Raw genomic sequence first — 12,623 nt, forward strand, 5'->3', positions numbered from 1 at the left:
ATTAATATGCTCCTACTGTGGTAATGGAAAAGTGATTACTTGATTACGGCCATGTTGCTTTGCGTAATAAAGTGCTTTGTCGGCGCACTCAGTAAAAATTTGAGGGCTGCTAACATCATCAGCAATGCTGGTGTATACACCAGCGCTAATTGTAAATTGAATATCATTATTGGCAACCGTTACTGTACTGGCTGAGATAGCTGCTCGTATTTTTTCAGCTATGTCTTGTGCACCTTCGCTGGGGGTATTAGGTAATAGCACCACAAACTCTTCACCGCCATAACGAGCAACTTCATCGAGTGGTCGCTTTAAATGATCTTTTATAAGGTCAGATACAGCTTTAATAACTTGATCGCCAATTATGTGTCCGTATGTATCGTTAATGCTTTTGAATCGGTCTATATCAAGCATAACAATACTAAGCGGCGTTTGTTCTCGGCGAGACCGACGAATCTCCATTATTAGCTTTTTATCAAAAAAGCGTCTGTTTTTTATTCCGGTTAAAGCGTCTTCGGTATTGAGTAACTCAAGTGAGCGGTTTTTTTCTTCAAGTTCTCTGAGTGTAACTTGTAATTCAAAGGTGCGTTCGTCGACTTGTGATTCGAGTTCTTGGCGTGTTTTTTCTTGTAACTTTAAGCGCTCTTTAAGTAGCGTATCTTGAGCTGCATTTTCAGCAATCAAGGTTTGCTGAGCAATTACTTCTTCATCACGTTGCAAAATAAATAACTTCATTACACTGTAGCATAGACAAAATGTGCAGCTAAAAAAGCATGTAAATACAAATGCTAATGTACTTCTGTCAAAGGCGTATAACCCTATTACTGCAACAATAAAATAAAGCATCACCACCAAGAAAAAAACTAATACGAGCAGTAGCGCTTTATTAGGTTTAGAAGGTGATAAACGTATGCACATAAGTGTAGTTGCAATATAAAAGCCTAAAACGATTGGGATAGTAGTTAAGCAAAATAGTGTCACTATATGGGTTGGAAATAGCCAAATAAACAATAACGAGACACCTAATGCATTAACTATCACTTTTTGAACCGTTAGTAAAAAAGAGGGCTTTGGATGGCAAATTTGCTTTTGTAAAGGCAAAAACATTAAAGCAATAAGCATAAGTAATATAGGGATCATAACTTGCTGTAACACTGGCAAATTAGGGTGAATATATTTCAGGCCAAAGCCACAAATGTAGGCTAATAAGCTACCTAATGTGAGGGTAATTAAACCAGCATAAACAAAATAACGTTTACGTGAAAAACTATATAAAACTAAGCAACTCACGCCTAAAGAAAATATAAAACCAATCAATAAGCCATAGAGTAAATTAAGTTTACCTTTATGTGCCAAATAAGCTTCTGGTTGCCACAGCGTTAAAGGGACTCGCAAGCCGGAGCTATTCGTCACTCTCATAATAATAATGGTTTCGCTATTTGCAGGGCTAATTAGTTTAACTAATAAAGATTCACTCTTAATCGCACGTTTATTAAGGGGGTATCCATCGCCAATTTGGGTGTGAGAAATTAATTGCGAGTTATGTAACTGATATACTTGAACGTCGTTTAGCAGAGGGTTGTTTAGTGACAACAGTTGTTCGGTATCATAACTAAGCGTGTTTTTTATTTTAAATTTCATCCATACAGAACGCTGCTCAAGACCTAGGTTAAGAGGTTTACCTGTGTTTTTTTGCCACTGTATATGGCTACTTTGTTGTGCATCTAATAGCGAAGTTGGTTCAAAAGAGTAATGCAGGTTATTAATGTCTTGGGAGTTAAAATCATGTTTTATTATTACAGGGCTTGCGAAAGAGCAAAAAGTGCAAAGAAGCATCAATAAACTTAGTAATGCTTTTGCGCACGCCATTAGCAGCTCTTTAAACCAAAAACATTGTAAAAGTTTTCTGTAGTTTTGTGGGCCACAACTTCTTCATCTATTTGATAAAGTTGTGCAACCGTTTGACAGATATAAGGAAGCAGAGCGGGTTCATTTTTACGCGATTTAGGTTTTGGCTTAACTGTTCGTGGAATTAAAAATGGTGCATCAGTTTCTATTAATAATCGATCTAGAGGAATGCTAGGCACTAGTTGTTGTAAATCTTTACCACGCCTTTCATCACATACCCAACCCGTTATACCAATATACAGACCTAAATCTAAATATTGCTTTAGAGCTGCTGAGTTACCCGTAAAGCAGTGGAGTACACCGCGAATATTAAACTCTTTTAAAATACTTAGCATGTCGTCACTTGCATCACGTTCATGTAAGTAAACAGGTAAATCTAATTTTTCGGCAAGTGCTAGGTGGCGTCTAAAAACACTACGCTGTACATCGCGAGGCGAAAAGTCACGGTTATAATCAAGGCCGCATTCACCAATCGCTATGACTTGCTTATTGTTTGCAAGTGCAGTTAATTGTGCTTCTAATTCATTCGTCGCCGATTTAGCATCATGTGGGTGGACACCCGCCGTAGAATATTGGAGATATTTTATCGCAAGTTCAAGTGATTGCTGACTACTCGCAATATCACAACCTATAATAAGCATATTTGTAACACCGGCTTCGCTTGCACGGGTAATTACATCATAATGCTGGTCATCAAATTGATGATTAGTTAAGTTAACTCCAGCATCAATTAACGTATATGACATTATTTAGTACGTTTAACGCGAATAGAGCGGTTTTTACCGTCTTGTTTCAGTAAAAAGGAGTTGAATGCACCGCGGCTGATTACAATTGTATCGTTTTCTTTTAAACGCATGCTGTCAGAGCCAATTTGACGCCATTGTTGGCCGTTATCTAGCGAAATAATTAACTCGCCATAAGCTGCTTCTTTCACTGAAGTAACCATAGCTTTAATTTCAGTCTCTTTTTCTACCTGTGATTCTTTGTGCTCTAAGCCAAAATCGTCAGTTTTTGCCTTTGCTTGCATTGGTGCAGCAGCTACGGCTTGAGGTACATTGTTAGCCGTTGGTGGAGTGAGTGTTTTTGTTATTGTTGGCTTTGTTAGTGATTTACCAGCAATTGTATTGTCATAGCAAAGTAATCGGTTAAAGTCATTTTCAATAAAGCTACATGCTTGCAGGGCCTGAGTATTAAATTCAGTTTGCGCAGCAAAAGTTGGGGCACTTAATAAAACCAATAGTGAGAGTAGTTGTTTTTTCATTTTATTCCTCAGATTCTTTTTGTGGTTTGGCGGTATAAAATTTTGCTAAAATTAAACCTAGTTCAAACAAAAGAAGCATCGGAAATGCTAATAATGTTTGTGATAAAACATCAGGCGGTGTTAAAAACATTGCCACTACAAATACACCCACCACGATATAAGGGCGCTTTTCTTTTAAGCTTTTTGTTGTTGTTGCGCCACTCCAGCATAGCAGCATAATAGCTACTGGAATTTCGAAAGCGACACCAAATGCAAAAAATAGTTTTAATACGAACCCTAGATAGCTAGCGATATCGGGTGCGAGAGTCATCATCTCAGGACCTGTGCTTGTAAAAAAACCTAATATAATTGGTAGTACTGCAAAATAACAAAAAGCGATACCACCATAAAACAAGACAACGCTTGAGATTAGTATAGGTATTAGCATTTTTTTTTCATTTTGGTACAAGCCAGGAGCTATAAACCCCCAAATTTGATGAAGTATCCATGGAGTAGATAATAAAGCTGCAACAAAAAAAGTAAGCATCATAGGGACTATAAAAGGGTCACTCACATTTATAGCTATCATGGTCGCGCCATTAGGTAAATGAACCACTAATGGTGCAGCTATAAGTTCGTAAATATCATCTTTAAAATAAAACAGTGCGATAAAAAATAATAAAATGCTCAATAGTGCTTTTATTAGTCGATCACGTAACTCAATTAAATGAGATACAAACCCCGATTTTACTTCCTCAACCATTATTTTTTATACCATGTAGTAAGTTGACCACAAAGTGAGAGATAAACTTCACTTTTTTTCATCAAGTTGTTGGCTATTTGATGTATCCGGTTGTTGTTTCTTGTAGCTGTGAGTAACTGACTCAGCCGCTTTTTGTAGCTCTGTTAATGAGCTTTGTAGCTCAGGGCTTAAATCTTTTAGTTCTTGTTGTTCTGCTTTTTTAAGGTTTTCGTGAAGTTCATGAATACGCAGTTCTTCACTTACTTCTGCTTTTACCGAGTTGGCAACCGACTTAGCGGTTTTAACCCATTTACTAACGGTTCTAATAGCAACAGGTAAGCGCTCAGGGCCGAGTACCACTAAGCCAACAATAAAAACTACAACAAGTTCCCACATACCCATACTTATTAAACCTTATTGTTATCTTTGGTTTTTTCAGTATTGATTGAGTCGCCAACGGTGCTTTTTTCTGATTGTTGAATTTGCTCTGATTTTTCTTGCTCGTTAGCTTGATCATCCGACATTGCTTTTTTGAAGCCTTTAACAGCGCCCCCAATATCACCACCCATACCGCGTAGTTTTTTTGTGCCAAAAAGCAAAACTATGATCGCCAAAACAATTAATAATTGCCAAATACTAATACCACCAAAACCCATGGTTTTCTCCAATATATAAAATGGTTAAATGTCTATTTTAAATACTAATTATACGCCAAATAGCGTAAATAGCACTCAGTTTATGCGCTGCGCCATGCTGCTATAAAGCTAATAACAGATAAGCCTATTGCAATACTTGCAGCTACTAAATCGTACTGTAAATAACAAAGTGTTGCCATGATCATTGTAGCACTACCAAATAAACCTAAAATTAAAGGTTTATGAGATACCTTTTGTTCTTGAGGTTGATGAGCGTGTGGTGCACGTTTTAAATTTTTGTAAATTAGATCGGGTAGCTCGGGCATTTTTTCAGCCCAAAATGGTAAGTTAGCATACATTTGTTTCAATATAGATAACGGGCCGACTTGTTGCTTTACCCAATCTTCTAAAAAGGGTTTGGCTGTTTTCCATAAGTCGAGTTGCGGATACAGCTGACGTCCTAATCCCTCAACGTATAATAAGGTTTTTTGTAGTAGGACTAACTGTGGTTGTACCTGCATGTTAAAACGACGTGCGGTATTAAATAAATTTACGAGCACGTGACCAAATGAAATTTCAGCAAGGGGCTTATTAAATATAGGCTCGCATACGGTACGAATCGCAAATTCAAATTCTTCAATGCTAGTATCGTGTGGTATCCAGCCAGAATCAACATGCAACTGTGCTACTTGGCGGTAATCGCGATTAAAAAAGGCAATGAAGTTTTCGGCTAAGTAGCGTTTGTCTTCTTTACTTAAAGTACCAACAATACCGCAATCAATACCGATATACATTGGATTTTCAGGATGCTCGCGAGAAACAAATATATTGCCTGGGTGCATATCGGCATGAAAAAAGCTGTCCCTAAACACTTGCGTAAAAAATACCTCTACGCCGCGTTCAGCCAATAACTTCATATTGGTGTTTTGCGCCATAAGCGCATCTTTATCAGATACAGGTATACCGTAAATACGCTCCATTACGAGGATATTACTGCGGCTGTAATCACTATACACTGCAGGTATATACAATGACTCAGAACCTTCAAAGTTACGCTTTAGCTGTATGCCATTGGCACCTTCTCGCATTAAATCGAGTTCATCAAGAAGCGTTTTTTTATACTCCTTAACAACTTCGACAGGACGAAGACGTTTTGATTCGTTGTGTACCTTAGCGAGGACTTTGGCAAGTTTTTCCATTAACGCCAAGTCTGCATTAATTTGCTCGTGAATATTTGGTCGAATGACTTTAATTACGACATCTTGCTCAATGCTGTGTTCATCAATCAGCTTTGCTGTATGTACTTGTGCTATTGATGCTGACGCTAATGGTGTTTGTGAAAACTCACTAAACAATTCGCTTATGTCGTTAATTTCGAGTGCTTTTTCAATTATTTTTTGGGCTAGCTCACCTTCAAAAGGTTCCACTTGGTCTTGTAAAAATGCCAGCTCTAAAGCGATATCATGTGGGAGTAAATCACGACGGGTTGAGAGCATTTGACCAAATTTAATCCAAACAGGGCCAAGCTCTTGCAGTGCTAAACGTAAGCGTAAACCATGAGATTTTTCTTTGTGTTGATTACGTAGCCAAAATAAACTGCCGCGAGCTACTTTACCAAACCAAGGGATCTTATGTTTTGGAATTAGTTCGTCTAGCCCATAGCTAAGTAACGTTTTGGTGATGTTATATAAACGTGCAGTCGACACAAAAAATCCTTAGCGGGTGTTTGAAGGTGAAAAAGAGTTTAACAAGGTATTTATACGCTGCTCAACAGCAGCGACTTGGCCTTTGAGTTCTCTATTTTTTTGTTTAAATTGCTCAAGTTCTAATGGGTGAATAGTAATTGCGAGCTCATCTTGGCATAAACTTGTAAGCATTGTACTTATTTTAGTGTTGGTTTTGCTGCTCTTTTGTTTTAGTTTTTTTAAGTGCAGATATAACTGCTGAGCGGGGGTATCACCAATGTATCTAGAGAGCTGTTCAGGCCAATCAATATCAATGCCTGAAAACGCATTGCTATAAGTTTGCGCAATATTTAAGTCGCCTTGCAAGTCGAGCTTATCTTGGCGAATTAATTGGGTAAGCATTGCTGGGTTTTTGAGCGCTAAAAGCGTACCTATGTCGGCGCTGATCATACAATCTGCGTTTTCATTGCTTTGGGCACTATATAAGTGTAATTGCTCAGCGCTATAAACAAGTTGGATGCTTTGTTGCCAGTCTCTTACTTCAACCACTAAGCGCTGATGTTTAACGGCGCTTAGCTTTTGAGATAATTGTGGGTCAAGGCTAAGTGCTTGATTTAGTACACGCTCAATAAGCGAAAGTACAAAATTAGGTAACATAAAAAATTCAGATGGCATTGCATCATTATTATTTTTTGTTATTTTCTCAAGCGCCATAACTGCTAGCCTTAATATTTAAAACCACGGTGCAGCGCAACAATTCCGCCTGTGAGGTTTTGGTATGTTGTTTGCTCAAAGCCTGCATCTTCCATCATCGCTTTTAGCGTGTCTTGATCTGGATGCATACGAATAGATTCAGCTAAATACTTATACGATTCACTGTCGTTAGCAACTAGCTTACCCATTGTAGGCAATAAATTAAATGAGTAAAAATCGTAAGCTTTACTAAGTACGTCATGTTCTGGTTTTGAAAACTCTAAAACAAGTAAACGACCACCTGGCTTTAAAATGCGGTACATAGAGCGTAATGCTTTGTCTTTATCGGTGACGTTACGTAAGCCAAAGGCAATAGTGATCACATCAAAGCTATTATCTGGGAACGGCAGCATTTCTGCATTCATTTGTACGTAGTCGATATTGCCCACTAATCCAAGATTATGCAGTTTTTCACGACCAACTTTAAGCATAGATGAGTTTATATCACCCAAAACAACTTGACCCGTTTCGCCCACTAATTGGCTAAACTTTGCCGTTAAGTCGCCAGTGCCGCCGGCTAAATCGAGTACATGATGGCCTTTACGAACACCTGAGCTTGCAATAGTTTGACGTTTCCATAAACGATGCACCCCAAAAGACATTAAATCATTCATTACATCGTATTTTGCAGCTACTGAGTGAAATACATCAGCAACCATAGAAGCTTTATCGTTCTCGGCTACTGTTTTATAACCAAAATGCGTGGTCTTTTGTTCGGTTTCGTTCATGATTAATCTCTATCGTGACAATAGAGGTTAGTGTACTTTATTGTACACAGTAGGTGCAATTTGAATATGATTTATCAGGTAATTTATTGCCCTGCAGTGTAACTACTTTGACCTAATGAACGTGCTTTAAAAGCCGCATGAGATGCTTTTTTTGCTAACTGATTAAAATCATCTTCTTGTTGATGCTGAGCAATTCCTAGTGATAAGCCAATACTTGGTAGCTTGATACCTGTTTTTGAACTAACAAAGCGTAGCTTTTCGACCCCATTTCGTACTTTTTCGGCAATAACATTAGCTGTATCTGGGTCTATGTCGGCGAGGAGAACAGTAAATTGATCTTTTGCTGTGCGACCAGGTAAGCCACTTTGAAAAACATATTTTTGCACTTGCTTAGCGACTTTACTCAAAATGACTTCACCAATAATATCACCATAATTTTTAGTAAAGTGATCAAGGTTGTCTATTTGAATCGCTATTGCGCAAATAGATTTTTGTTGATTAGTCCACACTTGGGTTTGTTGCGTTAAATAATGGCGCTTATAAAGCCCTGTTTGGCTATCAATAATATGCTGTTTACGAAGTTGAGTTAGCTGCTTTTGTGTTTTTTCGTGTAGTTGTTTGGCTTTGCTTAGTTCTTGCTTAAATTGCTTATGTTGGTTGAGTAATTCGGCGGTTTGATTATGAAGAACTTCAAGCGCTTGACGGCTTTGTTCTATGTTGTTCTCATCTAGCGAATGTACGCATTCGCTCACTTGACCCGCAAAGCGAATTATTTGCTTTTCAGTAGCTTGAGAATTTTGAGAAAGTGAGTTTATAACACCATCAACATTTTGAATCATGTTGACTTGCGCTTTGTGGCCAGTATTTAAAAACTCAGAATGTAGTTGTTCAATTAAAACGCTATCTATATTGTCTTCAACAGCGATAGCACGGTCTAAAGCTTTATTTAGCTTGAGATTAGTTTGACTGGTATAAGCATAAATAACTTGATAATTCAGCGGCGTAGGTGGGAGCGTATAGCGCTCTAAAAAAACACACACTTTGGTCATTTTTTCTTGTGCAATAGCCATGGAATCATGGAACATCATTTTAAATACCAACTAAGTACGCATAAGTGCAAATTTTAAAATATCTCATTCCATGAGGCGGTTATGCGTCCGAGCTTTTTATTATTTTTTTATACAGTAATCATTATCCGAGCTATTTAAAAGCAAAAACGATAGTTAGGGAACTTAAATTTTGCTTTAGCAGCTTAATCGCTGTTTTTCTCATCAATTAGGCTGGTTTTTACTTCATTTAATGTATGTAACGTATTAATACACTTGGTATAAGTAGGGATTATTACTATGAGGTTGGTCTCATTTACTTGCTATTTATTTACCCTACGATAGCTTTATGAAATTAATAACACTGCTAAGTTACATTATAATGAATCATTTTTTAATTAAGCCCCTTCGCCAATCTTTATTTGGTATCACGGTTTTGTGCTCATTAAGTGCATGCCAAATGACCATGCAAAATTCAGATCAACAATTTACTCAAGTAGCGCAAAGTATTGTTGATTATAGAGAAAGTATTAACCCTTACGATAGTGTAGGTGGTGTTGAAGGTTATTTATTACCAAATTTATCCCCTGAATTTTTAGCGCAAGAATATAAAAATAAAACGCGATTACTTGCTGAATTAGACACTATTAATATTGAAAAGCTAAGCGATGAAAATCAAATTAACTTCGATATTATTCGAGCTCAAGTACAAAACAGTGTCGATGAATATGTATTTAATGCGCACTATATGCCGCTCACCTCTGAATATGGGTTTCATTCTGGTTTGTCGTACATAATAAATAGCTCTCAATATAAAAACCCGGAAGATTACCAAGTGTATCTTGCACGATTGGCGCAAGTTCCACGCTTTTTTGAGCAAAACATGTATTGGATGACAAAAGGACTTGAAACTGGGCTTACTCAACCTAGAGCTGTATTAGAAGGTTATGAAGATTCAATTAATGCTTACATTGTTGACGATGTAACTACGTCTGAATTTTATAAACCATTTTTAACTAACACAGCTGGTTTAAGTGAAAGTGAATTTAAAGCACTACAACAAAAAGCTAAAAATATTATAAAAGAAGAGGTTATAAAATCTTATAAAGATTATTTAGCGTTTTTTACGCAGCAATATCGACCTGGTGCACGTACAAGTATTGGTATATCAAATACACCTAATGGCGAAGCGTTTTATAAAAATAGAGCTAAGTACTACACCACTACCGATATGACACCTAAAGAGATTCACGAACTTGGCTTAAAAGAAGTTGAGCGAATTCGTAGTGAAATGGAAAACGTAATAGCAGAGGTAGGTTTTAAAGGCACGTTTGCCGAATTTATCCACTTTTTACGCACTGATCCACAATTTTACGCCACAACACCAGAGCAACTTTTAAAAGAAGCATCTTATATTGCTAAAAAAATGGATGCACAACTGCCTAAATTATTTCATACCTTGCCGCGCAAACCTTATGGTGTAGCACCTGTACCGGCAAGTATTGCACCTAAATACACAACCGGTCGATATTCAGGCTCTAATCGAGATGATGAAGCAGGGTATTATTGGGTAAATACTTACGCTTTAGATAAGCGCCCTTTGTATGTTTTAGAAGCATTAACGCTGCACGAAGCCGTGCCAGGTCATCATTTACAGATATCACTTAATGCAGAGCTTGAAAATCTGCCGAGCTATCGCCGTGATGCTTACCTCTCGGCATTTGGCGAAGGTTGGGGGCTTTACTCTGAGTATTTAGGTTTAGAGGCAGGCTTTTATCAAGACCCATATAGCCGTTTTGGTCGTTTAACGTATGAAATGTGGCGAGCAGCGCGTTTAGTTGTTGATACAGGTATGCATATGTATGGCTGGAGTCGCGAGCGTGCCATGAACTTTATGAGCGAAAATACAGCGCTTTCGTTGCATAACGTTAAAACCGAAACCGATCGTTATATTACATGGCCTGCACAGGCGCTTTCGTACAAAATAGGTGAGCTTACTATTAAGCGTTTACGCATTGAAGCAGAGCAAGCGCTAGGAAAAAGCTTTGATATTCGTGAATTTCATCATCAAATATTACGCCATGGTTCAGTGCCTTTATCGGTACTTGAAACGCAAGTGCGTTTATATATAAAAGCAGAGTTAGCTAAACAACAGAATTAGATATAAGGCAGTTAAAGCCTTGAACAAATAAAAGTGTTATGTCATTTTGGTGGTATAGCACTTTTTTATTTTAAAAACAGTCATCAAGGGGCCTTGGGTGAGTAATTTTATAATGTTTAGTATTGATGTATTTGCAAGTATGTTTATTGTTGTTTTAGGGTTGTTGGTTTTAATCGTTGTCGTTTTTTATATTCGAGATGTAACACAAACCAAGCATGCTATTAGACGTAATTACCCTGTTATTGGTCGCTTTCGATATTTTTTTGAACGCCAAGGTGAGTTTTTTAGACAGTACTTTTTTGCTCAAGATAGAGAAGAAATGCCGTTTAACCGCGCAGAGCGAAGTTGGGTTTATCGTGCAGCAAAAGATGTTGACCGTACGGCTGCATTTGGCTCCACGCAAAGCTTAGAAGTAACTGGTACGGTTATGTTTATGAACTGTGCATTTCCTACTTTAGACGAAGAAGCGCTCGACCCGAGTAATGTTACTTTGGGTCCATACTGTAAAACACCTTACACGACCAACTCGTTATTCAATGTGTCTGGTATGAGTTTTGGTGCGCTTTCAAAGCCAGCTGTACGAGCCTTATCAAAAGGGGCAAAACTAGCGGGTTGTTGGATGAACACCGGTGAAGGGGGGTTAAGTCCTTATCACTTAGAAGGTGGTGCCGATTTAGTGTTTCAGATTGGTACAGCTAAATATGGTGCACGAGACGAGCATGGAAATTTAAGTACCGAAAAGCTAAAAGAAATAGCGGCTCATGAACAAGTAAAAATGTTTGAACTTAAAATGAGCCAAGGTGCAAAACCAGGTAAAGGCGGTATGTTACCAGGGCGCAAAGTTAACGCCGAAATAGCTAAAATTAGGGGCATACCAGAAGGGCAAGATTCTATTAGCCCCAATGGTCATCCTGAAATTAAAAACCCAGCCGATATTCTCGATATGATTGCCACTGTGCGTAACGCGACAGGTAAACCTACAGGGTTTAAAGCCGTTATTGGTGCTTACGGATGGTTAGAAACGTTGTTCGCTGAAATAAACCACCGTGGTATAGAGTCCGCGCCTGACTTTATTACCATAGATAGTGCTGATGGTGGTACGGGCGCAGCACCACAACCGCTTATGGATTCAGTGGGTTTACCACTGCGCGAAAGTTTACCGCTTGTAGTTAATATGCTTGAAAAACATGGACTGCGAGATCGTATTAAAATAATCGCGTCTGGTAAATTAATTGTTCCTTCAAAGGTGGCTTGGGCGTTAGCGCTCGGTGCTGATTTTGTTGTATCGGCTCGAGGGCATATGTTTGCACTGGGCTGTATTCAGGCAATGCAATGTAATAAAGATACCTGTCCGACCGGGATCACTACGCATAACGAGCGTTTGCAACGCGGCTTAAATGTAGCTGATAAAGCGCAACGAGTAGCTAACTATAATAAATACATTCATTACGGAGCTGGGCTAATAGCTCATTCTTGTGGTGTGACTAGTGCACGCGAATTAAAACGTGAACATGTACGTATAGTGCAAGAAAGTGGTTTATCAGAACCGCTCGATAAAATTTACGAAAACTATAAGTAAGTTTTTAACTAACTAAAAAAGGCGCTAATAGCTGTCTCTTGATCACAAGTCTGGCTCAAGAGATTTTGCTAAATCGTAGCCTTCCAGGATGGCTTGTAACTTAAGCCATCCTTGCCATAACACTTTCACAGATGCACGCCCTGTGCGCT

General features: G+C 38.3%; 12 protein-coding genes. 2 read left to right on the forward strand and 10 right to left on the reverse strand.

The features are described from left to right. Nucleotides 1-12 precede the first annotated feature (12 nt). The 10 genes from I6F48_RS18020 to I6F48_RS18065 form a co-directional block, all read right to left on the reverse strand. Complete coding sequence (locus tag I6F48_RS18020) at nt 13-1,866, reverse strand: sensor domain-containing diguanylate cyclase (RefSeq protein WP_165740309.1); 1,854 nt, start codon at nt 1,864-1,866, stop codon at nt 13-15. Continuing rightward, the gene (locus I6F48_RS18025; protein WP_197119991.1) at nt 1,866-2,651 is read right to left on the reverse strand and encodes a TatD family hydrolase; all 786 of its coding nucleotides are present in this window, start codon (nt 2,649-2,651) and stop codon (nt 1,866-1,868) included. The genes I6F48_RS18020 and I6F48_RS18025 overlap by 1 nt, the downstream gene beginning before the upstream one ends. Continuing rightward, complete coding sequence (locus I6F48_RS18030; RefSeq protein WP_024593820.1) at nt 2,651-3,166, reverse strand: hypothetical protein; 516 nt, start codon at nt 3,164-3,166, stop codon at nt 2,651-2,653. Before I6F48_RS18030 ends, I6F48_RS18025 begins: the two co-directional genes overlap by 1 nt. Before the next feature lies 1 nt (nt 3,167). After that, nucleotides 3,168-3,908, reverse strand: a complete 741-nt coding sequence (tatC, locus tag I6F48_RS18035; protein ID WP_165729105.1) for a twin-arginine translocase subunit TatC — start codon at nt 3,906-3,908, stop codon at nt 3,168-3,170. Nucleotides 3,909-3,956: 48 nt separating this feature from the next. Continuing rightward, nucleotides 3,957-4,289, reverse strand: coding sequence for a Sec-independent protein translocase protein TatB (tatB, locus tag I6F48_RS18040; RefSeq protein WP_165729104.1), 333 nt, complete (start codon nt 4,287-4,289; stop codon nt 3,957-3,959). Between the two features lie 5 nt (nt 4,290-4,294). Continuing rightward, the gene (gene tatA / locus I6F48_RS18045) at nt 4,295-4,543 is read right to left on the reverse strand and encodes a Sec-independent protein translocase subunit TatA (RefSeq protein WP_165729103.1); all 249 of its coding nucleotides are present in this window, start codon (nt 4,541-4,543) and stop codon (nt 4,295-4,297) included. A gap of 80 nt (nt 4,544-4,623) precedes the next feature. Beyond that, on the reverse strand, nt 4,624-6,228 hold the full coding sequence (ubiB, locus tag I6F48_RS18050; protein ID WP_197119992.1) for a ubiquinone biosynthesis regulatory protein kinase UbiB: 1,605 nt from the start codon (nt 6,226-6,228) through the stop codon (nt 4,624-4,626). 9 nt (nt 6,229-6,237) lie between these two features. Continuing rightward, entirely contained in the window at nt 6,238-6,921 is a 684-nt protein-coding gene (locus I6F48_RS18055; RefSeq protein ID WP_197119993.1) for a ubiquinone biosynthesis accessory factor UbiJ, read from the reverse strand. Between the two features lie 11 nt (nt 6,922-6,932). Next, complete coding sequence (ubiE, locus tag I6F48_RS18060; protein ID WP_024589468.1) at nt 6,933-7,688, reverse strand: bifunctional demethylmenaquinone methyltransferase/2-methoxy-6-polyprenyl-1,4-benzoquinol methylase UbiE; 756 nt, start codon at nt 7,686-7,688, stop codon at nt 6,933-6,935. A gap of 83 nt (nt 7,689-7,771) precedes the next feature. Further along, nucleotides 7,772-8,758, reverse strand: a complete 987-nt coding sequence (locus tag I6F48_RS18065; RefSeq protein WP_007579862.1) for a GGDEF domain-containing protein — start codon at nt 8,756-8,758, stop codon at nt 7,772-7,774. A 358-nt stretch (nt 8,759-9,116) separates the two neighbouring features. On the opposite strand from I6F48_RS18065, the gene I6F48_RS18070 reads away from it, so the two are divergent. Both I6F48_RS18070 and I6F48_RS18075 read left to right on the forward strand, forming a co-directional pair. Next, nucleotides 9,117-10,895, forward strand: coding sequence for a DUF885 domain-containing protein (locus I6F48_RS18070; protein WP_197119994.1), 1,779 nt, complete (start codon nt 9,117-9,119; stop codon nt 10,893-10,895). 112 nt (nt 10,896-11,007) lie between these two features. Further along, the gene (locus I6F48_RS18075; protein WP_007579865.1) at nt 11,008-12,474 is read left to right on the forward strand and encodes an FMN-binding glutamate synthase family protein; all 1,467 of its coding nucleotides are present in this window, start codon (nt 11,008-11,010) and stop codon (nt 12,472-12,474) included. Nucleotides 12,475-12,623: the final 149 nt, after the last annotated feature.

This window comes from Pseudoalteromonas sp. SWYJ118, from assembly GCF_015864505.1.
Classification (GTDB): Bacteria; Pseudomonadota; Gammaproteobacteria; order Enterobacterales; family Alteromonadaceae; genus Pseudoalteromonas; species Pseudoalteromonas arctica.